Origin of the sequence: Aeromonas sp. BIGb0405, assembly GCF_024807335.1 — a bacterium.
Classification (GTDB): Bacteria; Pseudomonadota; Gammaproteobacteria; order Enterobacterales; family Aeromonadaceae; genus Aeromonas; species Aeromonas rivuli.
Genome location: NZ_JANUEP010000002.1, coordinates 531,324 through 553,494, shown reverse-complemented (window position 1 = coordinate 553,494; position 22,171 = coordinate 531,324). Strand labels below are relative to the sequence as shown.

Genomic DNA, 22,171 nt, shown 5'->3' with positions numbered 1-22,171 from the left:
AATTCATTTAATAATTAAGTATTTTCTAGCTACGCAGGAACGTTCTCAATTGCAATAGCAAAGGCTTTTGCATAAATAGCAAATAAAATGCATAGCTCAATAATGCAACGGTCACATTTATCAACAATTGCAACCAAGGTACTGCTTGTGAGTATACTCCAGCAGAGTATGCCAATGCGGCACAAAGTATTACAGCCAACCAAATAGGAAATAGATCTTTACATTGTTGCCATTGACTGAGCTGGGTTATTTTTCCTGTATAATAAGTATTCAGAAATAGAGCTAAATACGAAACGACACTTAACCCAAGACACATGATAAAGACACCGAAAGGTATGGTGACTAGTAATACAGCCACACCAATTATTTTTTTCAGTACCTCCAGCTTTAAAAACAAATCACTGCGTCCGGTAACTTGCAATAAATTTAAATTAATAGCATGAATGGGATATAACATATAACCAAAACACAGTACACTAAGTAAACTTGCTGCAACCTGCCACTGTGCACCCAATAATAGGGTTAATAATGGTTGAGCGATAAGCCCCAAACCGATGATCAAAGGAAAAATCACCACCGCAGCAATTTTTAGCGTTAGTCGATAGGCGTTCTCCATTTTCATTGGATCGTCTTGCAACTGGCTAAACATTGGATATGTGACCCGCTGGATAATGCCAGTTAGGGTTGCTGCTGGCACGCTAGCTAGTTGATTGGCTTGGGTGAATTGGCCGACAACGGCAGGGCTGAATTTCTTACCAATGATGATCTGGTAAAGATTGTTGTATATGACATCCAACAAGCCAGAGAGCAACAATTTGCTACCAAAACCAAATAGATAGGTGAACGAGGTTTTAGTGATTTTCCCACGCGGTAGCCAAGGAAAAAACAGAGTAAACAACAAGAGGTTGCAACAGGCATTGAGCAATGTTTGCACCACTAATGCCCATACACCATAGCCGTTAATCGCCAACATCGTGGCAGTTACACCACTGACCAATACACTGATGACTGATATTTTTGCTTGGGTTTTAAAATCCATCGCCACAGTGAGCTGCATGCGAGGTATTAGGATAAATGCATTAATTAATACCGTGAGGCCCAATACCCGTAGCAAGCTTTTCAACTCAGCTTGCTGATAAAAGTCAGCTATATAGGGCGCACTACAATATAACACGAGATAGCAGAGGCTCGATATCGCAATATTGTAGTAAAAAGCAGTTACCAAATCATTGTTTGTTCGGTCTGTTTTACGAATTAATGCCGACGTAAAGCCGCTATCAACAAAAACATTAGCTATAGCAATAAATACCGCCAGCATACCGATTAGACCAAAGGCTATTGGCCCGAGCAATCTGCCCAATAACAGAGTAATGCCCAACTGCATGCCTTGAGTTAATATACGCTCGATGGCACTCCATTGCAGGCCTTTTTTAGTTTTAATTGCGAGATCTGACATGGAGTTAAAGTTTACCCAAGGACAATAGATATTGACCGTAACTATTTTTACTCATTAATTCGCCGCGAGAAATCAATTGATTTAAATCAAGCCAATCTTGGAGGTAGGCAATTTCTTCTAAGCAGGCAATTTTATAGCCTTGGCGTTTTTCAAGAGTTTCGACAAATTGCGCAGCCTCTAGCAGGCTTTCATGAGTACCGGTATCAAGCCAAGCAAAGCCACGACCAAGCATCTCAACATGCAAATTACTCTGGTTGAGATACATCTCATTTAAGGTGGTAATTTCTAATTCACCACGGAGAGAGGGCCTAACCAGCTTGGCCTGTTTAATTACATCATTGGGGTAAAAATAGAGGCCTGTAACCGCGTAGTGGCTCTTTGGATTAATAGGTTTTTCTTCGATTGAGATGGCTTTTTGCTGTTCATCAAACTCGACGACTCCAAAACGCTCTGGATCTTTTACCTGATAGCCAAACACAGTTGCACCAACCCCTGTTTGGGCTTTTTCAAGTGCTTTTTTTAACTTGGCACTAAAACCTTGGCCATAAAAAATATTATCGCCCAGTACCAAGCATACCGGGTCATCGCCAATAAATTCTTCGCCAATAATAAATGCTTGGGCCAAGCCATCAGGAGTAGGTTGTACAGCATAGTCAAGGGAGATACCAAACTGACTTCCATCACCCAGTAAACGCTGAAAACTGGCTTGGTCTTCCGGTGTCGTAATGATCAAAATATCTCTGATTCCCGCCAACATCAGCACCGACAGAGGGTAGTAGATCATCGGCTTGTCATAAATAGGCAATAGCTGCTTGGATACGCCCATGGTGATAGGGTAAAGGCGAGTACCAGAACCGCCAGCCAGAATAATTCCTTTCATTACTTCTCTTCCCCATAGTGCTGAGCGACCCAGGTCTGGTAGGCACCGCTCTTGACGTTGCCGACCCACTGTTGATTATCCAGATACCACTGTACTGTCTTGCGAATACCGGATTCGAAGGTCTCTTGCGGTTGCCAATTCAGTTCGCTGCTCATCTTGCTGGCATCAATAGCATAACGGCGGTCATGGCCGGGTCGGTCGGTCACATAGGTGATTTGATCGCGATAGGAGCTCGTTTTGGGCACCATCTCATCGAGCAGATCGCAGATGGTGTGCACTACTTCCAGGTTCTGCTTCTCGTTGTGGCCACCGATGTTGTAGGTCTCCCCCACCACACCAGTTGTCACCACCTTGTAAAGGGCACGGGCATGGTCTTCCACATAGAGCCAGTCACGGATCTGGTCGCCCTTGCCATAGACCGGCAGCGGCTTGCCATCCAGGGCATTGAGGATCACCAGCGGGATCAGCTTCTCGGGGAAGTGATAGGGGCCGTAGTTGTTGGAGCAGTTGGTAACCACAGTCGGCAGGCCGTAGGTACGGCGCCAGGCGCGCACCAGGTGGTCGCTCGAAGCTTTGGAAGCAGAATAGGGGCTGCTGGGGGCATAAGGGGTAGTTTCGGTAAAGAGCGACAACGCCTCGCCAGGGGCAGCCTCATCCGGATGAGTCAGGTCACCATATACCTCATCGGTGGATATATGATGAAAGCGGAAGGCAGACTTGCGTGTCTCGTTCAGCCCATTCCAGTAAGCACGGGCCGCTTCCAGCAGCATGTAGGTGCCGACGATATTGGTTTCGATAAAATCGGCAGGGCCTGTGATGGAGCGATCAACGTGGCTCTCGGCCGCAAGATGCATCACGGCATCGGGTTGATGCACTGCAAATACTCGATCCAGCTCGGCGCGGTTGCAGATATCTACCTGCTCGAACGCATAACGATCGTTGCCTGAAACCTCGGCCAAGGACTCCAGATTACCCGCATAGGTCAGCTTGTCGAGATTGACCACTGAGTCTTGAGTATTGCTGATGATATGACGCACAACAGCAGAGCCGATAAAGCCAGCCCCGCCAGTAACGAGAATTTTCATAGATATGCTCTTGAATAAGAATGAATGCAGAAATGGATGCAGAAATGAGATTGGCCGAGACTATCTGTCTGATACAAGTGGGGCATCTAACTAGCCGTTTATTGCAATGGTGATACCGAACACCATAGCTACCGCCCCTGGGTTACAGCCCCCAGTTTGCTGCTTTTGACCAGATTGTGTGTGCGCACGGATCATGATGTTGACCTCAGGTGACACGTTGAACTGCAAGGCGGAGCATCGGGGCTCTGAGACGAGCTGACACACTATTGATTAGCTATGGGCAAATAATGTCAAAGGTGCCCACAGATGGCGCTTAAAATCAGCTTCGGATTCTAGCATCCTCCCTCTCCCAAGAGTACAGAAAAGGAAATTATCAGGGTCCGTTTGGTTGATTTACAGACAATTAATCAGGTGTCGTTGGAATCTTTCCTTTGGACTGGCAACGTCATTGCCAACATCTGGCCCATGGTTCATCAACTGGCGGTATTGCCTCAATGAAAAAGGCCGCCATCATCTGATGGCGGCCTTTTAATATCAAAACAATCAATAGATTACATCTGATCGATCATGTCCTGAGCGAACTCGGAGCAAGAGCGCAGCGTGGCCCCTTCCATCAGTCGCTCGAAGTCATAGGTGACCGTCTTGTTGGCGATGGCTTGTTCCATCCCCTTCACGACCAGATCTGCCGCTTCGACCCAGCCGAGGTGGCGCAACATCATCTCGGCGGAGAGGATGAGGGAGCCCGGGTTGACCTTGTCCTGGCCTGCGTACTTGGGCGCGGTGCCGTGAGTTGCTTCAAACAGGGCCACACCGTCGCCGATGTTGGCGCCAGGAGCGATGCCGATGCCGCCGACCTGAGCGGCCAGGGCGTCGGAGATGTAGTCGCCGTTGAGGTTCATACAGGCGATGACATCATACTCGGCCGGGCGCAGCAGGATCTGTTGCAGGAAGGCGTCGGCGATGACGTCTTTGACGGTGATGACCTTGCCGGTCTTCGGGTTTTTGAAGGAGCACCAGGGGCCGCCGTCGATCAACTGGGCATCGTACTCTTTCTGGGCCAGGGCATAGCCCCAATCCTTGAAGGCACCTTCGGTGAACTTCATGATGTTGCCCTTGTGGACCAGGGTCACGGAGTCGCGATCGTTGTCGATGGCGTACTCGATGGCGGCACGCACCAGGCGCTCGGTACCGGCTTTGGACATGGGCTTGATGCCGATGCCGCAAGACTCGGGGAAGCGAATTTTCTTCACGCCCATCTCGTTTTGCAGGAAGGCGATGACCTTTTTGGCCTCATCGCTATCCGCTTTCCACTCGATGCCAGCGTAGATGTCTTCGGCGTTTTCGCGGAAGATCACCATGTCGGTCAAGTCAGGACGTTTGACCGGGCTAGGAGTGCCCTGGTAGTAACGAACCGGGCGCAGGCAGACGTAGAGATCCAGCTCCTGACGCAGGGCCACGTTGAGAGAGCGAATACCGCCACCGACCGGGGTGGTCAGCGGGCCCTTGATGGCCACATGGTATTCACGAATGAAATCCAGGGTTTCGGCAGGCAGCCAGGCGCCTTCGCCATAGATGTGAGTCGACTTCTCACCGGTGTAGATTTCCATCCAGGCGATTTTGCGCTCGCCTTTGTAAGCCTTCTCGACCGCGGCATTGACCACGTTCAGCATGGCAGGGGTCACGTCCACACCGATACCATCCCCTTCGATAAAAGGAATGATGGGATTGTTCGGTACGGTCAGCTTGCCATCGGCTGCTACTGTGATTTTCTGGCCCTGGGTCGGGACTACTACTTTGCTTTCCATCGGCATCTCCTAACTTCCTTTTGTTATCAATCTGATCGTTTCCGCGGCCATCTTAGCCCATCCTTTTACATAATCAAATGGTGAGCACACTGCGCGGACCATAGTCGCGCACTGGATCACAATGCGACTGCGCCGACCCAAAGAAGAAGATGAGTCCGGGCTTTTCCCCTCCCTTCCTCAGCAGTGCACACCCGGGGTGCCATGGTTGCATCGCCCTCCCCCTGGGGTCAAAAATCAGCCCGTTCCGAGAAAGGCAGGCCCTCGCGGGGGGCGGGGATTAGACCACGCAGACGCCCCTCCCGGGGAGAAAAAGAGAGGACTGACCATGTAGAACCTCATTGCTTTTTGAACATTAAATAGTAATAGTTCTCACTTTCTTTTTAAGCCGTGTCCCCCCCCGAGGTTGTACAAGATGTTTCGTCACCCCCTGGCAAGAGTGTTGCTGTTAGGCCAGCTCGTCCTGATGAGCTGGATGGCACAGGCCGCCGCCCCCGTTGAAGTGGAAGATGTGATGGGCCGCAAGGTCTCCCTGAGCCTGCCCGCGAGCCGCATCGTGCTCGGTTTCTATCCCGAGGATTACCTGGCCGTGGCCGGTGAAGGGGGCGCCGATCGCCTGGTGGGCATGTCCCGTGGCTGGTTCGTCAAGTCCCGCCCCGCCATCTGGTCCCTCTATGTGGCCAGTCTGCCGCAACTGGCCAAGGTGCCCGACCTTGGCAACGTGCAGGATCAGAGCTTCTCCATCGAGAAGACCCTGGCGGTCAAGCCCGATCTGGTGATCCTGGCCCAGTGGCAATACGAGGCCCTCGCCCCGGATCTGCCGCGCCTCGAGCAGGCAGGCATTCCGGTGGTGGTGGTGGACTACAACGCCCAGACCCTGGCCCGCCACATGGCGAGCACCCTGCTGCTTGGCAAGGTGACCGGCCAGGAGGCCCGTGCCCAGAAGATGGCCGACGAATACAAGGCCAAGATTGACACCATCACTTCCCGGGTTGCCCAGGCGAAGCGCCAGCCGCCCCGGGTCTACATCGAGCTGGGGGACAAGGGCCCGGCCGAGTACAGCTACACCTATGGCAAGGACATGTGGGGCGCCATGGCCCTGCTGGCCGGCGGTGACAACGTCGCGGCCCCCTTCGTCGAACGCTGGGGCCCCATACACCCGGAGCAGCTGCTGGCGAGCAAACCCGAGGTGATCCTGATGGCGGGCTACGAGAGCGTGAGCAGCGCAGAGGCGATGCAGGTTGGTCAGGACGTCTCGGCCGAGACGGTGCGCCAGTGTCTGCAGGGCTTTGCCGCCCGTCCGGGCTGGAGCGAGTTGCCTGCGGTGCAGCAGGGTCGCCTCTACGCCGTCTATCACGGCGCCACCCGCAGCATCATGGATGCCGCCCTCATCGAGTTCATGGCCAAGGCGCTCTACCCCGACTTGTTCGAGGATCTCGATCCCCTGGCCACCTATCAGGGCTTCTACCGCAGCTATCTGCCCATTCGTCCCCAGGGCACCTTTATGCTGGGTATCAAGTAATGGCAGGTTGAACCTGACGGGCCGGACTTTTCCGACCCGAGTCGGGAAAGTCCCTCTTCGTCATCCCTCTTCAACCCTTGCGGGCGCCCCTTGAGAGCGCCCGTTTCAGGATGGTTATCATGAATGATTTGGCTGCCCTGCAGCAGACCCTCACCCGCCAGCGGCAACGAGAGCGCCGCCGCTGGCACTGGCTGGCGCTGCTCACCCTGGTGCTGTGCATTACCCTGGTGCTCGACATCGCCACAGGCCCCTCCCTGCTGCCCCTTGGGGAAGTGATCGATGCCCTGCTCTCCCCCGCCCAGGCGGACTCCATGACCCGCACCATAGTCTTTGACATGCGCCTGCCCATCGCCCTGATGGCTCTGGTGGTCGGCGCCTCCCTCGGCCTTGGCGGCGTCCAGATGCAGACCCTGCTGGACAACCCCCTGGCCAGCCCCTACACCCTAGGGCTCGCGGCCGCGGCCGGGCTTGGCGCCGCACTGGCGCTCTATACCGGCGGTCTTGGGCTGCCTCCCCTGATTGCCATTCCGGCCGGTGCCTTCATTTTGTGCATGTTTGCCGCCAGCCTCTTGTTTGGTCTAGCCATGATGCGCAACATCAGCAGCCAGACCCTGATCCTGGCGGGCATAGCCCTGCTGTTCCTGTTCCAGTCCCTGCTCTCCCTGCTGCAGTTCCTCTCCTCCCCCGAGCTCAACCAGCAGATCATGTTCTGGCTGTTTGGCAGCCTGATGCGCACCAGCTGGGATGCCTTGCTGATCACGGCCGCCGTCACCCTGATCTGCAGCGTGCTCATCTATCGGGATGCCTGGGCCCTCACCAGCCTGCGGCTGGGGGAAGCCCGTGCCCGGAGTCTCGGGGTCAACGTGGACAGGCTGCGCCTCAAGACCCTGATCCTGGTGGCCCTGCTCACCGCCACCGCCACCAGCTTCGTCGGCATCATCGGCTTCGTCGGCCTGGTGGCCCCCCACATAGCCCGCATGCTGGTGGGGGAAGATCAGCGCTTCCTGATCCCGCTGTCGGCCCTGTGCGGCGCCTGCATGCTGTCGGCGGCCTCGGTGCTCTCCAAGTCCATTGTTCCCGGTTCCCTGTTTCCCATCGGCATAGTCACTGCGCTCATTGGCGTGCCCTTCTTTATCTGGCTGATCCTCGGCAAGGGGCGTAAACGTGCTTGAAATATCCCGACTCTCCCTCACCATCGGCCAGCAGACCCTGCTGCGGGAGCTCGACCTCACCCTGAACCCGGGTCAGGTCCATGTGATCATCGGCCCGAACGGGACCGGCAAGACCTCGCTGCTGCGCGCCCTCTTTGGGGAATTGACCCCGGCCGCTGGCGACATCCGTCTGGGGGGCCAGAGCGCCCACCAGATGACCCAGGCCAAGTGGCGTCAGCAATTTGGCTACATGCCCCAGAATATCCAGCTGGAGCTGGACTTGAGCGTCATCGAAGTGGTGGTGCTGGGGCGCCTCGACAGCCTCTCCATGCGCCTCGCGGACGAGGATATCCTGGCCGCCGCCCGCGCCTTGCAGGCCCTCGGCATCGCTCATCTGGCGGATCGTCCGCTCTATTCCTTAAGCGGCGGCCAGCGGCAGATGGTGCTGTTCGCCCAGGTGCTGCTGCGCGACCCCCGCATCATGATGCTGGACGAGCCGGTCAGCGCCCTCGACCTTCACCACCAGATGCAGCTGATGGAGCACCTCTGCCAGCAGACCCGGGAGCAGCAGTGGATCACCCTGGTGGTGCTGCACGATCTCAACCTGGCGGCCCAGTTTGCCGATCAGCTGATCGTGCTGGCAGATGGCGACTTGCAAGCGTTCGGCCCCCCCGCCCGGGTGCTCGATGCCGACCTCATCGAGCGCCTCTATCAAGTGCCGGTACAGATAAGTCACGATCAAAGCGGCATCCCCTTCCTTCGTACCCTGCGAAGACAATGATGACGAGACTTCCCATGACAGCGCCTGCGGCCTGGCCCGCAACCGGCCCCCGGATGCACGCAACATGAACGGCGCCTCCTACTGGCGGGACTGGCAGGCCATGAGCCCGGCCGCCCGCCTGCTCATCATCAATGGCCTGGCGTTCAATCTCGGCTTCTACATGATGCTGCCCTTCCTCGCCCAGCACATGGGCAGCGGCCTTGGCCTCGCCGGCTGGGCCTGCGGCCTGGTGATGGGGATGCGGGTCTTCAGCCAGCAGGGGCTGTTTTTGCTGGGAGGAACGCTGGGGGATCGCATCGGCTATCACCCCGCCATCGTCTGGGGTTGCCTGGTGCGATCGGTCGGCTTCCTGCTGCTGGGCTGGGCCGAGTCCCTGCCCATACTGCTGCTGGCGGCGGCCCTGACCGGCTTTGCCGGGGCCCTGTTCACCCCCTGCGCCCAGGCCTATCTGGCGAGCGAATGCGGCACCCCGAGCCAGCGACAGCGCGCCTTCGCCCTGCACAACCTCGCCAGCCAGGCGGGCATGCTGCTCGGCCCCCTGGTCGGCCTGACCTTGACCCAGCAGAGCTATGCCCTGACCGGGCTCTTGGCGGCGAGCCTGTTCGCCCTGCTCGGGGTGTTGCAGTATCGGGTGCTGCCCAAACGCCCGGTGGCCAACCAGAGCCCGCGCGGCGCCATTTTGCAGCAGTGGCGTGCCATAGTGCGCCAGCGCTCCTTCATGATGTTCACCCTGCTGGCGGGCAGTTATCAGATCCTGTTCCACCAGCTCTATCTGGCCCTGCCTGCCCAGATCCAGAGCCTGCCGGACGCCACCGAGCTGCTTGGCGGCGTCTTCACCCTCTCGGCGGTGATCGGCGTCCTGCTCCAGCTGCCCGCGTCGCGCCTGGTGGAGCGCCATCTTGGCGTCCCTCTGGCAATGGGGCTAGGCATAGGGCTGATGGGATTGAGCTATCTGGCCCTGCCCCTGCTGGCCCCCTGGCCGACGGCGGGGGTATTGGCCCAGGTGGCCCTGCTCTCCTTGGGTTCCATCCTCTGCTTCCCGCTCTTTGCCGCCCAGCTGCCCCGTTATGCGCCCCCCGACCAGCTCGCCAGCTACTACGGCTTCTATGCCAGCGCCGGGGGCTGCATGGCGCTGTTTGGCAACCTGCTGATCGGTTTTATGCTGGGGGATGCGGGCACTCGCCCTAGCACGGCCATCTGGCTGCTGCTGGCGCTCGCCGGGATCTTGGCCGGAGCAGGCCTCTATGCGCACCTGAGATCGGGTATGGCAGCCCGAGCCACCTCTTCGCCAGATGACTCGCAGGTGATCTGACGAGGCAGGCAGCCTTCATTTGGCGCCCGATATCAGCCTCATCCGCCAACCGGGAATGCGGCCAACAACCCCGCGACGGGGTGCCCCGGACAGCTCTCCCCCTCCTCTTTTCCATCATCACAGTCTGGGCCACTCACGCTCCCGTCAGGGGCTGGCCCTCCCCCTGAGGCTGGCTCAGGGCGCGGTATTGGGAGGGGGTCAATCCGGTTTTTTGCTTGAACACCCGGCAGAAGTAATTCACATCGCCGTAGCCGCAGCGATTGGCCACCTCTTCCAGGCGGAAGCGGTACTTCTTGAGCATGAACTTGGCTCTGTCGATCCGCACCCAGCTGATGTAATCCGCCAGCCGCATATGACCCTGCTCACGAAACAGGTGGGAGAGATGACTGGCCGACAGGTTGAAGCGGTGGGCGATGGAGTCACGACTGATGGGGCGGTGAAAATTTTCCTGGATATAGATGCAGATGCCATGAAACAAGTCCGCACCCCGTGGCCGCTCGGTCGCCGATGCGCCAAGCAGTTGCTGGGCACTGGTCAGCAGCGCCAGCAGCAGATGGTTGTCGGTGGGGGAGCGGCCGGGATCCTCGGTCAACACGTTGAGGGCCGCCAGAATATGCTCTGTCACATGACCGGCCCGGGCCATGATGCTGTGTTTTTGCACATCGAAGAAATCGGGATCTTCCCGACGTTTACTCACCAGGCTAAAGCCAAGCTGGCGCTTGCCGAACAGCAGGCTCAGCACCGAGCAATCCGTGCTCCACTGCGGCTTGTTCCAGCCATTGGGCGGAATATAGAGCGCCTGCCCCGGCAATATCCGGATCTCCTGGCTACCCTGCCCCTTGTCCCAGACCTGATTGACATACTCGCCGCTGAACACCAGCTCGAGGCGGGGAAAGTTGACCTGGTAGCTGAAGCTGGGCGGCACCCCCTGCTCACTGGCAAACCAGACTCGCTCGAAGGGGGCCTGCTCAGTGATGGCGTCGTCGAGCAGTTGGCTGAAGATGAGTGACATGATGATCCCGGTCAAGAGAGAGGCAAGCGGTTGCGGCCGCCGCAACCGCCCATGTTATAGTCCGGGCCGGACCGTCAATTCCACCCTTTTCTTCAAACAACTTTCTTCAAACTAAATGAGGCGTCCCTTATGAGTTGTCGTGATCTTCCCTCCTTTCTGTTGATGAAAAACCCGATCCAGGGCTACGAATGGGGCAGCCGTGACGCCCTCACCACCCTGTTTGGTATCCCGAATCCGGACGGCAACCCTCAGGCCGAGCTGTGGATGGGGGCTCACCCCAATGGCTGCTCCGAAGTGAGCCTAGCGGGCGGTGCGCAGAAGCTTTCCGTCGTTATCGAGGCCGCCCCCAGCGCCGTGCTGGGCGAGGCCACCGTCGCCCGTTTCGGCAGCCTGCCGTTCCTGTTCAAGGTACTCTGCGCCGAGAAGGCCCTCTCCATCCAGGTACACCCCAGCAAATCCCAGGCCGAAGCGGGCTTTGCCAAGGAAGAGGCCGCCGGCATCTCGCCCAAGGCGAGCAATCGCAACTATAAAGACCCGAACCACAAGCCGGAGCTGGTGTTTGCCCTCACCCCCTATCAGGCGATGAACGGCTTTCGCACCATTCCCGCCATCCTGGCGCTGTTCGAGCGAGTCAAGCTGGCGGCTATCGCCGATCTGGTAGCGGCCCTCGCCGCCGCTCACGCAGCGGATCAGGGTGAAGCCGGGTTGCAGCACTTCTTCCACCAGTTGCTGGTGCTGGAGGGAGCGCGCAAAGAAGCCGCCCTGGCGGGCCTGCTGAGCTATGCCGCCGCCCATCAGGATGAGGAGACCTTTGCCCTCATCACCAGCCTGACCGCCCAGTATCCGGGAGACGTGGGCCTCTTCTCGCCGCTCTTGCTGAACGTGGTGACCCTCAAGCCGGGTCAGGCCATGTTCCTCGATGCCTGCACCCCCCATGCCTATGTGCGCGGCACCGGCCTCGAGATCATGGCCAACTCCGACAACGTGCTGCGGGCAGGGCTGACCCCGAAATACATAGACGTGGCAGAGCTGCTCGATTGCACCCGTTTTGTGGCCAAGCCGGATGATCAGATCCTGCTGGCCCCTCGCCTCGACGGTGCTGTACTGCACTTTGAGGTGCCGGTACCTGACTTCACCTTCAGCGTCTACCCGGCCGGTGGGCACCAGCTCATCACCACCAGCGCCGAGATCCTGTTTGCCATCGATGGCAGCGCCACTCTCAAGCGGGGCGACGAGACGCTGCGCATCGAGAAGGGCCAGTCCGCCTTCGTCCCCGCCGCCACCGACAGCTACCATCTGCTGGCCGAGGGGCGGGTCGCCCGCGCCGGCAATCGCAGCTAAGGGGGGCCATGACCCCCTGAATGCGCAAGGGCCATCAGAAGATGGCCCTTGTTTTATCCACCCCCTCCCTCTTCTGCTGCGTGGATGTGCAGATCGGGGCGCTCGCCATCCTTCGGGGTCTCCATTTATTCGGGGGAAAGGTGTAAACCATATTCAGGGCGAAACACTGACATAACAAAGGGGCCGTAAGGCCCCTTTGTTATTGACAACCTTGACTCATACAAGCATCAAACCAGCTCGGTGAGTGCGCCTATCAGGGCATCTAATCCCTTGTCCACCTTCTGCCGTGAACAACCCACATTGAGGCGGATAAAGCCTGTTCCCTCGGGGCCGTAGGTGTCGCCGCGCATGATGGCGACCCGGTATTTCTCCACCAGCAAGCTTTGCAGGGCATCCATCTTTTCCGCCCTGTCGATGCCGAGTCCGTTGAGATCAATCCAGGCGAGATAGGTGCCCTCGGGCACTTGGTAGTCGATGGCCGGGAAGGCGGCATTGAGCCGCTCGGCAACGTGCGCCAGATTGCCATGCAGGTGGCGCTTCAGGGCATCGAGCCAGCCATCGCCATCCCGGTAGGCGCTGATATGGGCCAGGATGCCGAGAATGGGGGGGGAGGAGAGGCCATGGGCGGCCTTGAGTTGCCGTAAATACCCTTCCCGGCTCGTCACCTCAGGGATAAAGGCATAGGCGCCGCCAAGGGCCGGAATATTGAAGGATTTGGAGCCCGAGCTGACCTGCGCCCAACTGTCATCTGGCGCCACCTCGCTCCAGGGCAGGTAGGGGGTAAAGCTTATATCCATATGGATGTCGTCCGAGATCACCCTGACCCCGTGGCGCTGGCAGATGTCTGCCATGCGGGACAGTTCATCCCGGGTCCAGACCCGGCCTGTGGGATTGTGGGGGCTGCACAGCAGCAGGATGCGGCAATCGGGGCGGGCCGCCTGTTGCTCAAAACAGACCCAGTCGATCTGATAACGCCCCTCCCTCTTTTGCAGCGGGCAGGGAAGCAATACACGGTCGCTGGCCGCCAGCATATTGCCGAAGGCGTCATAGGCGGGGGTGTGCACCAACACGCCCTCCCCCGGCGCCGACCAGAGGCTCACCAACTGAGCGACCACATAGATGACCGAGGGGCCATAGACCAGGGTCTCGGGGTCGAGGCTGGCGCCATGACGGCGGGCAAACCAGCCGCTCACCGCCCCCTTGAAGTCACTGTGGTTCCAGCGGCTGTAGCCAAACACCCCGTGTTCCAGCCGCTTGGCCAGCGCCGCGCGTATGCAGGGGGCTGTCTCCAGATCCATGTCCGAGATGGTGAAGGGGAGCAAGTCGGCATGGCCGAAGCGGTCTGCCACATAGTCCCACTGGGTACAGTAGGTGCCGTGGCGATCGACCGGGCGCTCGAAGTCATAAGTTTCATGCATGCTATTTCTTTCTCCATCAATGCGGCGAATGGCCAGGAAGAATGGATAAGGGGGCATCAGCCCCCGACATTATCTTGCTAGCGCGGACGATCAGGTCCCCATCAGGCTCTGCAGCTGGTTTTTCACCAGGTGCACCTGAGGGCCTATCACCACCTGCAGGTTGTGCTCGTCGAGCTTGATCACCCCGATGGCGCCATTGGCTTTGAGCAGCTTGTCATCGACCCGGCTCATGTCCTGCACCGACATCCGCAGCCGGGTGATGCAGTTGTCCAGCGCCAGTATGTTGTCGGCGCCCCCCAGGGCATTGAGGATGATCTCGCCGTTGTAACCGCTGCTGCCCACGGGTTTGCCCGCCGGTTGCGGGGCGTCGTTGCTCTCAATCTCGCGGCCCGGGGTCTTGAGGTTGAAGCGGACGATGGCAAAGCGGAACACGCCGTAGTAAACGGCAAACCAGATCGCGGCGACCACGGGCACCAGATACCACTTGGTCGCGGTGCCCTGCAGCACCCCGAACACCAGAAAATCGATGAGGTTGCCATCGGTGTTGCCGATGGTGACCCCCAGGAGCCCCATGGTCATGAAACCCAGACCGGTCAGGATGGCGTGGATGAAGTAGAGCACCGGCGCCACGAACAGGAACAGGAACTCCAGCGGTTCTGTGATGCCACCGATGACGCAGGCCACCACCCCGGACACCAGCAGCGCCTTGATCTTGCCGCGATTTTCCGGTCGGGCGCAGTGATACATGGCCAGTGCCGCCCCCGGCAGACCGCCGAGGAAGGCGGGCATCTTGCCCTGTGACAGGAAGGAGGTGGCGGAGACCGAGAAGCCGGTGGTGTCGGCGCAGGAGAGCTCGGAGTAGAAGATGTTGAGGGCGCCGCTCACCTCGTTGCCGCACACCAACTGGGTGCCGCCCGCTTCGGTGAAGCGAATGAGCGCCACCAGAATGTGGTGCAGGCCGAGCGGCAACAGCAGACGCTCACCGGTACCGAACAGGAAGGGACCGAAGGGGCCTGCGTGGGAGATGACGGCACCGATGCCGTTGATACCGGCGGCGAACCAGGGCCAGACCAGAGGCACCACCAGACCGACTACCCCCAGCACCAGCGCCGTGATGATGGGCACGAAACGGGCACCGCCGAAGAAGGCCAGCGCATCCGGCATCCGGTAGGTGTAGAAACGGGCATGCAGCTTGGCGACGATGACCCCGACGATGATGGCCCCCAGAATACCGGTATCGATGGAGCTGATACCGAGGATCGATTTCACCCCGTAGGCTTTCTCCGCCGCCCCGTCACCGATCACATTGGCCACCGTCAGGTAGAAGTTGATGGAGAGGTTGAGCGCCGCATAACCGACGAAACCGGCAAAGGCCGCCACCCCCTTCTCTTCCCGCGCCAATCCGAGCGGAATGGCGACCGCAAACATCACCGGCAGATAGATGAAGGCCACCAGCCCCACCTTGGTCATCCAGAGGAAGAGCAGCTGCAACACCATGTTGTCGAGGAAGGGCATGCTCTGCTTCACCGCATCGCTGGTGAGGGAGCTGCCGACCCCGAGCAGGATGCCGGAGAAGGCGAGCAGGGCCACCGGCAGCATAAAGGTCTTGCCGAGGCTCTGCAGGAACTCCCATATCGTGGATTTGGCGGGGGACTTGGCCATGTGACGGATCCTTGTGAGTTGAAGGTCAGGTCCCGATGTCGCTCTTCTTCACCCCCCTGGTTGATAAACGCAAGCAGGGGCGGAGTCCCATCAGGTTTTATAGATGATAAAACGTTTTATCAACTCACAAGTGCCGACAAGATCACAGAATCATGGGCAAAGATGGCAGCCTGTCGCAAATCTGTGAGGCAGATCCATGCCCGCGGGATGTAACGTTTCACTTGGGGATATGAGGGGTTATGCTGTGGCTATCTGCTCTCTTGCCCCTGGCTGCACGCGCGCTCTATGTCGTCACACTCCATGCCATCCAATCCTATGTCGCCCAGACCGCAAGCTGCGAAACTGGCCAAGATCACCGACGTGGCAGAGCTGGCGGGGGTCTCGGTCACCACAGTCTCCATGGTGCTCAACGGCAAGGGGCGTATCTCCCCCGCCACCGCAGAGCGGGTGCAGCAGGCCATCAGGCAACTCGATTATGTGCCCAACAGCGCCGCCGCCAACCTGCGCAGCCAGCACTCCAATCTGGTGGGCTTGATCCTGCGCGACATCACCGACCCCTTCTATACCGAGGTGACCGCCGGGGTGAGCGAGGTGCTGGAGCAGCAGGGCTATCTGCTGTTTCTGACCCAGTGCGGCCACAGCCCGGAGCGGTTGCAGCAGAGCATCCAGTCCCTGTCGCGCCAGGGGGTGGCTGGCATCATCTTCAATCCGGTGCGCGGCGCGGCGGCCAAGACGCTACAGACCCTGCTCGACTCGCAATTGCCGGTGGTGTGCGCCGCCCGCTCCTACTATCGCGATGACGTGGACTTCATCGGCCCGGACAACAGCCACGCCGCCCAGCAGGCCACCACCTATCTCATCGAGCAGGGTCATCGCCATATCGCCTACGTGGGGGGACGGGCCGACTCCCTGGCCCGCGCCGAGCGGATCGGCGGCTACTGCGCCAGCCTGCTGCAATACGGCCTGCCCTTCAAACCCGAGTGGATATTGGAGTGCGAGCGCACCCAGCGCAGCGCCGCCGACACCATAGCCCAGCTGCTGCATCAGCATCCCAAGGTGACCGCCATCCTCTGTCACTATCCCGAGGTGGCGCTGGGGGGCATCTACGGGGTGGAGGCGAGCGGGCGCAGCGTCGGCAAGGACAACTACATCGGCCAGCAAGTGGCGCTGCTCGGCTTTGACGACGTGGCGGAGGCGGAACTCACCTCCCCCGCCCTCACCTTCGTCAGCTCACCGGCCCGGGAGATTGGCCGCCAGGCCGCCCAGCGGCTGCTGACCCGGATGCAGCAACCGGATCTCGCCCCCAACCGCCATATCATCACCCCCAACCTGCAAAAACGAGAATCGGCCTGAGGCTCAGGCAAGGCTTCCTGGCTGCCCATGCGCTGGCACCAGCGCGTCATCACCTGGCCATGCAGACCAAGTTCAAGAGGCTCCCTCCTCCCATGGCTGACTCCCCCACATTGGGGGTTGAGAGGCCAGTGAATAAACCTATGATGGGCGCGCCATCCAGAACGGGAGTCGATGTCATGGTAACAACACAGCAGGCACAGACCGAACCACAGAGCGAAGTCCATCGCTGCGACCAGTGCGGGGAGCGCACTCACCATATCGTGGTGCTGGTTGCCCGAGACCACAGCCAGGACATCATGCCCAAGGAGCCGCGCAAGGCCTTCTGGCAAGCCTTTCGCGCCAGCAGCATCACCAACTGGGCATTTGGCGAGACCCTCGCCTATCAGGCCACCCATGTGAAGCACCTGATTTGTGAGCGCTGCGGCGAGAAGTTTCTGGAATATTGAGTGACCACCAGGTCCCGGGGGCGGCGCTACGCGGACAATCACCAGCACAGAGCGAGATAAAAGAGAGAGAAAGATGAAGTTTGTCGGATGGACCCCGGTCAACTGCCGCTGGCGCTGCTGCTGGAGGCAGATCCCGCAGAGGAGCAAACGGCCGAGATCTTCAATATCGCCGTTGCCCCCAACCGCCAGCAGCAAAGCATCGGCTCCGGTCTACTGCTGGCCTATCAGGCCACCCATGTGAAGCACCTGATTTGCGAGCGCTGCGGCGAGACCTTTCTCGAGTATTGAGTGGCTGTTACCCCGGCAAGGGGCGACGTGCTGCCTGGGGTCACCGTACCAAGCGGGCGGATAGCCAAGTCCGACGGCTCAACCCATTTCTCCAGCTTGCCCTCCCTCTTCTCCACCTGCCTCCCCCTGACGGCTGCCATTTATGTGCGTTGGCTCACATCTCGCCCCATCATCTACCCTCACAAATTTACAGAAGAAGCTTCTCTCTCCCGTCCTGACTGGTAGGGCCACAGCGATAGCACCGCAACCAGATATAAACTAACATCATGATTTTATGTGTAAAAATACAAGCGCCTTACTATCTTAGACCAATAGCTCGCTTTGGGATCCGGCTCACACTCAGGATTTTACCGCACAAAAATCCAGTAAACAGCATGTTTGTCCGATAGGGCAGTGGCCGCCATGCCACCATAATATGAGTGTCAACTTTGTCTGCATGTCCCGGGCGGCAATCCGGGAAGAGATGCCAACAGGCTCCGGCCAGGAGCAGGGAGAACGCCATGATCACCACCCTTATCAACGAGCATCTGATCAATCTCGATTTAACAGCGACATGCAAGGAGGAGGTCTTCAGCGAGATGGCCCGCTTGCTGGTCGCCCAGGGAAAAGTCAGCGATGAGCAGCAGTTCATCAAGGACCTGTGGGCCCGGGAAGCGCTGGACAACACCGGCTTCGAGGAGGGGGTTGCCCTGCCCCACGCCAAAAGCGCGGCGGTGAGCACCCCGGCGGTGGCCATCGGCATCAGCCGAGCCGGCATCGACTACGGCGCCGAGGATGGGCAGCCCTCCAAATTGTTCTTCATGATTGCCTCCCCGGCCGGTGGCGCCAACCACCATATCGAGGTGCTGGCCGAGCTCTCCGCCAAGCTGATCGAAGAGGGTTTCATCGCCAAACTGCTGGCCGCCAGGAGCTCTGCCGAGGCACTGGCCCTGCTGCTCGAGAAGAAAGAAGAGCAAGCCGCCCCAGTCGCCGACAAAGGCTTCATCATCGGTGTCACCGGCTGCCCGGCCGGTATCGCCCACACCTATCTGGCCGCCGAGTCCCTTGAGCGCGCCGCCAAGGAGCTGGGTTATGAGATAAAGGTGGAGACCAACGGCTCCATCGGCGTCAAGAACAGCCCGACTGCGGCCGACATTGCCCGCGCCAGCGCCATCGTGGTGGCCTGTGACAAGCAGGTGGACATGTCCCGCTTCAACGGCAAGCCGCTCATCAAGACCGGGGTCAAGGCCCCCATCAAGGATGGCAAGGGGCTGATCGAGCAGGCGCTCAAGGCGCCAGCCTATGTGGCAGACAAAGAGGACAAGAAGGGCGAGGAGCAGAGCGCCGGTGGCGGCAGCGGCGATCTCTACCGTTTCCTGATGAACGGCGTCTCCCACATGATCCCCTTCGTGGTCACCGGCGGCCTGCTGATTGCGTTGGCACTGGCCATAGGGGGTCACCCGACCCCGAGCGGCATGCAGATCCCGGAAGGGAGCATGTGGAACCAGATCCTCAACGTCGGCGTGGTGGCCTTCAAGCTGATGATCCCCGTGCTCTCGGCCTACATCGCCTATGCCATTGCCGACCGCCCCGCCCTGGCGCCGGGCTTTATCGGCGGCTGGATAGCCAATGACGGCAGCTTCTACGGCGCCGACGCTGGCACCGGCTTTATCGGTGCCATCGTCGCGGGCCTGCTGGTCGGCTACCTGGTGCGCTGGATAGCGACCCGCAACTACAGCAAGATGGTGCAACCCCTGGTGCCGGTCATGATTGCGCCCATCGTCGGTTCCCTGTTCATTGCCGCGGTGTTCATCTTCATCATTGGCGCCCCCATCGCCGACATGATGACCGGCCTCAACAACATGCTGCTCTCCATGAGCGGCGGCAGCATGGTGCTGCTGGGCATAGTACTGGGTGGCATGGCGGGCTTTGACATGGGGGGCCCGGTCAACAAGGTCGCCTTCCTGTTCTCGGTGGGCATGATAGCCTCGGGCCAGACCCAGTTCATGGGCGCCATGGCCTGCGCCATTCCTGCCGCACCACTGGGCATGGCCTTCGCCACCCTCATTGGTCGCAAGCTGGATGTGTTCGATGCCTCCGAAATCGAAGCGGGCAAAGCCGCCGGTGCCATGGGCCTGGTGGGCATCTCCGAAGGGGCCATTCCGTTTGCCGCCCGTGACCCGCTCGCGGTCATTCCGGCCAACGTGCTGGGCAGCATGACCGCCGCCGTGATGGCCTTCCTGTTCGGCATCACCAACAGCGTGGCCCACGGTGGCCCCATCGTGGCCCTGCTGGGCGCGGTCAACAAGCCGCTGCTGGCCCTGCTGTGCATGATCTGCGGTGCCATCGTCACCGGCGTGGTCGCCGTTGCCCTGAAAAAATTGCGCAAGGGCAAGCTGGCTGCCGTACCCGCTTAAACAACAGAAGCCCCGAACCACAAAGAGGCCCTCCTGGGCCTCTTTGTGTTGTCAGCGGCACACCGCAAGCTAGCCGGGCCTATCTGTCCGTTGGACATTTCGAGGCCAGACGTTATCTTGTCCCGGCGCTACCCATTTTTGCGAGGTCCCATGAAAGTCGTTGCCGTTACCGCCTGCCCCACCGGCATTGCCCACACCTATATGGCCGCCGAAGCGCTGCAAAAGGCGGCCGCCCAGCTCGGGTTGAAGATCAAGGTCGAGACCCAGGGCGCCATGGGGCTGGAAAATATCCTCACCGCCCGGGATATCGCCAGCGCCGATCTGGTGCTGATCGCCTCCGACATCGAGATAGAGCAGAAAGAGCGCTTCCTCGGCTGTCCCCAGCGCCAGGTATCGCTGGAGTCCGTGCTGCTCAATGCGGTCGCCGTGCTCAGCGCCCCGCCCCCCGCGCCCTGATGCTGAGCCGCGAGATCACCCTCTATTGCCGCCATGGCCTGAGCATCAGCCAGGCCCGGCAACTGAGCCGTATGGCGGGCCTGTTCAAGTCGCATATCCAATTGAGCAATCTCAGTCGCCGCCAGACCGCCGAGGCCAGCAGCCTGCTCGCCCTGCTCACCTTAGCCACCCAGCCCGGGGATCTCTGCCAGCTGTTGATTGAAGGACTGGATGCCGAACTGGCCCACATGGCGTTCAACTGCTGGTGCGTGGAGCTGGGCAAACCCCTTGGCCGCAGTGCGACGGCGCACCTCGCCGAGCAGCGCCTGGCCACCCACCAGCCCGACTACCACTTTGCCTTGCCCCAGGTGGCGAGCCTGTCTGCCCCGCACGCCAAGGCCCAGGTGCTGGCGCAGCTGATAGGCCTCCTGCCAGAGAGTCTGGTCAAAGAGAGTCCTGGCCTGCACAGTGAACTTATGGCCCGCGAGCAGGTCAGCGCCACCATCATCCGGGCGGGCATCGCCATGCCCCATGTGCTCAGTGCCGCCGTCCGCCAGCCCGCCCTCGCCATGTTGCACAGCTCAGAGCCCGTCGATTGGGGTTCCAGCTTGGGGGCGGTGCACAACATCATCCTGCTCTGCGCCCCCCAGCAGTTGCCCCCCGCCCAGCTCAGACCCCTGACCCGGCTGGCCCGGGCCATGATGGACGAGACCCTGACCCATGCCCTGCTCCACGCCAGCACTCATCAGGCCCGTCACGCCATCGTCATCGAGGGACTGCTGAGCTAGCCCCTCATCCCTGCCGCGAGCCCACTATCTTCATCAACCGGTCGGCCGGATCCCACGCCAGGGGGACAGATCCCGCCGCCGGGGGCCTGTGATACACTGTGGCCCCGCCATTATTGATGCCAAGATGCCATGAAACCGAGCCGCCCTCTCCTCTCGCCACGACCCTCATCCCGCCCGGCCGCCCCGGTGCGCACTCAAACCGGGGGCGCCAACCCGCCCGTGGCGGCGCAGGATCGCACCTTGTTGCTGCTCAACAAGCCCTACATGGTGCTGTGCCAGTTCACCGACGAAGGGGGCCGAGAGACCCTCAAGGATTACGTCAAGGAGCCCGGCATCTATGCCGCTGGCCGACTGGACCGCGACAGCGAAGGGCTCTTGCTGCTCACCAATGACGGCAAGTTGCAGGCCCAGCTCACCCAGCCGGGAGAGAAGACTCCCAAGACCTATTGGGTGCAAGTTGAGGGGATGGTGAGTGACGAGGCCCTGGCCGCCCTGCGCGCCGGGGTTGAACTCAATGACGGCATGACGCTGCCCGCCGAGGCACGCATCATGGCGGAACCTGAGGTGTGGCCGCGCAATCCACCGATCCGCGAGCGCCAGGCCATTCCTACCTGCTGGCTGGAGATCAAGATAGTCGAGGGCCGCAACCGTCAGGTGCGGCGCATGACGGCCCACATCGGCCACCCGACCCTGCGCCTCATTCGCTACGCCATCGGTGCCTGGACCCTGGATGGGCTGGCCCCGGGCCAGAGCCGTGCCCTGACCCCCGGCGAGATGCCCTCCCCCGCCCCTCGTCCCCGCGCGCCCAGAGCGGCGCCAACCCGCATGGCCGCGTCGACGCCCGCCAGGGGCCAGCCCCCAGCACGCGCCACCGACAAGGCAAGCACGGGGGCGAGCAGCAAGGGTTCCGGCCGCGCCAGCGCGCGCCGTCCGGCTCGTAAAGCCTGACCTTGTGCTGACCAGGGGCCTGTTGCGGTGAGCGGGATCACCGAGCGTGGTGCTCGCCCCATCACAGGGTCATCCCAGGCAAGCCCAAGGATCGG

18 protein-coding genes and 1 pseudogene are annotated in these 22,171 nt (G+C 60.0%); 12 read left to right on the top strand and 7 right to left on the bottom strand.

Features of this window, described 5'->3' with window-relative positions; genetic code table 11:
- Nucleotides 1-25: 25 nt before the first annotated feature.
- The 4 genes from M2366_RS07330 to icd form a co-directional block, all read right to left on the bottom strand.
- Nucleotides 26-1,456: a lipopolysaccharide biosynthesis protein gene (locus M2366_RS07330; protein WP_259269314.1), complete on the bottom strand. Its 1,431-nt coding sequence runs from the start codon at nt 1,454-1,456 to the stop codon at nt 26-28.
- A 4-nt stretch (nt 1,457-1,460) separates the two neighbouring features.
- Entirely contained in the window at nt 1,461-2,336 is an 876-nt protein-coding gene (gene rfbA / locus M2366_RS07325) for a glucose-1-phosphate thymidylyltransferase RfbA (protein WP_259269313.1), read from the bottom strand.
- A complete protein-coding gene (gene rfbB, locus M2366_RS07320) occupies nt 2,336-3,421 on the bottom strand; it encodes a dTDP-glucose 4,6-dehydratase (protein WP_259269312.1) in 1,086 nt (361 codons plus the stop codon). The genes rfbA and rfbB overlap by 1 nt, the downstream gene beginning before the upstream one ends.
- Nucleotides 3,422-3,972: 551 nt before the next feature.
- Nucleotides 3,973-5,226: an NADP-dependent isocitrate dehydrogenase gene (icd, locus tag M2366_RS07315; RefSeq protein WP_042039561.1), complete on the bottom strand. Its 1,254-nt coding sequence runs from the start codon at nt 5,224-5,226 to the stop codon at nt 3,973-3,975.
- A 412-nt stretch (nt 5,227-5,638) separates the two neighbouring features.
- Here icd and M2366_RS07310 point away from each other — a divergent pair, with 412 nt between their 5' ends.
- The 4 genes from M2366_RS07310 (at nt 5,639) to M2366_RS07295 (ending at nt 9,989) form a co-directional block, all read left to right on the top strand.
- Nucleotides 5,639-6,745, top strand: a complete 1,107-nt coding sequence (locus M2366_RS07310) for an ABC transporter substrate-binding protein (RefSeq protein ID WP_259269311.1) — start codon at nt 5,639-5,641, stop codon at nt 6,743-6,745.
- A 119-nt stretch (nt 6,746-6,864) separates the two neighbouring features.
- Complete coding sequence (locus tag M2366_RS07305) at nt 6,865-7,917, top strand: iron ABC transporter permease (protein WP_224430869.1); 1,053 nt, start codon at nt 6,865-6,867, stop codon at nt 7,915-7,917.
- Nucleotides 7,910-8,677: an ABC transporter ATP-binding protein gene (locus M2366_RS07300; RefSeq protein WP_224430870.1), complete on the top strand. Its 768-nt coding sequence runs from the start codon at nt 7,910-7,912 to the stop codon at nt 8,675-8,677. Before M2366_RS07305 ends, M2366_RS07300 begins: the two co-directional genes overlap by 8 nt.
- A 64-nt stretch (nt 8,678-8,741) precedes the next feature.
- The gene (locus M2366_RS07295) at nt 8,742-9,989 is read left to right on the top strand and encodes an MFS transporter (RefSeq protein ID WP_259269310.1); all 1,248 of its coding nucleotides are present in this window, start codon (nt 8,742-8,744) and stop codon (nt 9,987-9,989) included.
- 133 nt (nt 9,990-10,122) lie between these two features.
- Here the strand turns inward: M2366_RS07295 and M2366_RS07290 are convergent, their stop codons facing one another.
- Nucleotides 10,123-11,001 (bottom strand): AraC family transcriptional regulator, encoded by an 879-nt coding sequence (locus tag M2366_RS07290; RefSeq protein ID WP_259235660.1) that lies wholly within the window; start codon nt 10,999-11,001, stop codon nt 10,123-10,125.
- Nucleotides 11,002-11,130: 129 nt separating this feature from the next.
- Here M2366_RS07290 and manA point away from each other — a divergent pair, with 129 nt between their 5' ends.
- Nucleotides 11,131-12,342 (top strand): mannose-6-phosphate isomerase, class I, encoded by a 1,212-nt coding sequence (gene manA / locus M2366_RS07285; RefSeq protein ID WP_259269309.1) that lies wholly within the window; start codon nt 11,131-11,133, stop codon nt 12,340-12,342.
- A 227-nt stretch (nt 12,343-12,569) separates the two neighbouring features.
- On the opposite strand, the gene M2366_RS07280 is transcribed toward manA, so the two are convergent.
- Entirely contained in the window at nt 12,570-13,760 is a 1,191-nt protein-coding gene (locus M2366_RS07280; protein WP_259269308.1) for a MalY/PatB family protein, read from the bottom strand.
- A 90-nt stretch (nt 13,761-13,850) separates the two neighbouring features.
- Complete coding sequence (malX, locus tag M2366_RS07275; protein WP_259235655.1) at nt 13,851-15,422, bottom strand: maltose/glucose-specific PTS transporter subunit IIBC; 1,572 nt, start codon at nt 15,420-15,422, stop codon at nt 13,851-13,853.
- Nucleotides 15,423-15,737: 315 nt separating this feature from the next.
- Here malX and M2366_RS07270 point away from each other — a divergent pair, with 315 nt between their 5' ends.
- The 7 genes and pseudogenes from M2366_RS07270 (at nt 15,738) to M2366_RS07240 (ending at nt 22,076) form a co-directional block, all read left to right on the top strand.
- Nucleotides 15,738-16,775 (top strand): Mal regulon transcriptional regulator MalI, encoded by a 1,038-nt coding sequence (locus tag M2366_RS07270; RefSeq protein ID WP_042039511.1) that lies wholly within the window; start codon nt 15,738-15,740, stop codon nt 16,773-16,775.
- A 176-nt stretch (nt 16,776-16,951) separates the two neighbouring features.
- Nucleotides 16,952-17,221: a hypothetical protein gene (locus tag M2366_RS07265; RefSeq protein WP_259269307.1), complete on the top strand. Its 270-nt coding sequence runs from the start codon at nt 16,952-16,954 to the stop codon at nt 17,219-17,221.
- 73 nt (nt 17,222-17,294) lie between these two features.
- Nucleotides 17,295-17,437 (top strand): annotated as a pseudogene (locus M2366_RS07260) (GNAT family N-acetyltransferase); the annotation flags it as partial.
- 572 nt (nt 17,438-18,009) lie between these two features.
- On the top strand, nt 18,010-19,905 hold the full coding sequence (locus tag M2366_RS07255) for a fructose-specific PTS transporter subunit EIIC (protein WP_259269306.1): 1,896 nt from the start codon (nt 18,010-18,012) through the stop codon (nt 19,903-19,905).
- Nucleotides 19,906-20,055: 150 nt separating this feature from the next.
- Nucleotides 20,056-20,361 carry a PTS fructose transporter subunit IIB gene (locus M2366_RS07250; RefSeq protein WP_224430878.1) on the top strand — a complete coding sequence of 102 codons (306 nt, stop codon included), beginning with the start codon at nt 20,056-20,058 and terminating at the stop codon, nt 20,359-20,361.
- Nucleotides 20,361-21,128 (top strand): PTS sugar transporter subunit IIA, encoded by a 768-nt coding sequence (locus tag M2366_RS07245; protein WP_259269305.1) that lies wholly within the window; start codon nt 20,361-20,363, stop codon nt 21,126-21,128. The genes M2366_RS07250 and M2366_RS07245 overlap by 1 nt, the downstream gene beginning before the upstream one ends.
- Before the next feature lie 129 nt (nt 21,129-21,257).
- Nucleotides 21,258-22,076 (top strand): pseudouridine synthase, encoded by an 819-nt coding sequence (locus M2366_RS07240; protein WP_259269304.1) that lies wholly within the window; start codon nt 21,258-21,260, stop codon nt 22,074-22,076.
- The last annotated feature ends 95 nt before the right edge of the window (nt 22,077-22,171 follow it).

Bases quoted from the DNA above. Each gene is read 5' to 3' on its own strand.
- M2366_RS07330 (WP_259269314.1), bottom strand. From the start codon at position 1,456: ATGTCAGATCTCGCAATTAAAACTAAAAAAGGCCTGCAATGGAGTGCC.
- rfbA (WP_259269313.1), bottom strand. From the start codon at position 2,336: ATGAAAGGAATTATTCTGGCTGGCGGTTCTGGTACTCGCCTTTACCCT.
- rfbB (WP_259269312.1), bottom strand. From the start codon at position 3,421: ATGAAAATTCTCGTTACTGGCGGGGCTGGCTTTATCGGCTCTGCTGTT.
- icd (WP_042039561.1), bottom strand. From the start codon at position 5,226: ATGGAAAGCAAAGTAGTAGTCCCGACCCAGGGCCAGAAAATCACAGTA.
- M2366_RS07310 (WP_259269311.1), top strand. From the start codon at position 5,639: ATGTTTCGTCACCCCCTGGCAAGAGTGTTGCTGTTAGGCCAGCTCGTC.
- M2366_RS07305 (WP_224430869.1), top strand. From the start codon at position 6,865: ATGAATGATTTGGCTGCCCTGCAGCAGACCCTCACCCGCCAGCGGCAA.
- M2366_RS07295 (WP_259269310.1), top strand. From the start codon at position 8,742: ATGAACGGCGCCTCCTACTGGCGGGACTGGCAGGCCATGAGCCCGGCC.
- M2366_RS07290 (WP_259235660.1), bottom strand. From the start codon at position 11,001: ATGTCACTCATCTTCAGCCAACTGCTCGACGACGCCATCACTGAGCAG.
- manA (WP_259269309.1), top strand. From the start codon at position 11,131: ATGAGTTGTCGTGATCTTCCCTCCTTTCTGTTGATGAAAAACCCGATC.
- M2366_RS07280 (WP_259269308.1), bottom strand. From the start codon at position 13,760: ATGCATGAAACTTATGACTTCGAGCGCCCGGTCGATCGCCACGGCACC.
- malX (WP_259235655.1), bottom strand. From the start codon at position 15,422: ATGGCCAAGTCCCCCGCCAAATCCACGATATGGGAGTTCCTGCAGAGC.
- M2366_RS07270 (WP_042039511.1), top strand. From the start codon at position 15,738: ATGTCGCCCAGACCGCAAGCTGCGAAACTGGCCAAGATCACCGACGTG.
- M2366_RS07265 (WP_259269307.1), top strand. From the start codon at position 16,952: ATGGTAACAACACAGCAGGCACAGACCGAACCACAGAGCGAAGTCCAT.
- M2366_RS07255 (WP_259269306.1), top strand. From the start codon at position 18,010: ATGATCACCACCCTTATCAACGAGCATCTGATCAATCTCGATTTAACA.
- M2366_RS07250 (WP_224430878.1), top strand. From the start codon at position 20,056: ATGAAAGTCGTTGCCGTTACCGCCTGCCCCACCGGCATTGCCCACACC.
- M2366_RS07245 (WP_259269305.1), top strand. From the start codon at position 20,361: ATGCTGAGCCGCGAGATCACCCTCTATTGCCGCCATGGCCTGAGCATC.
- M2366_RS07240 (WP_259269304.1), top strand. From the start codon at position 21,258: ATGAAACCGAGCCGCCCTCTCCTCTCGCCACGACCCTCATCCCGCCCG.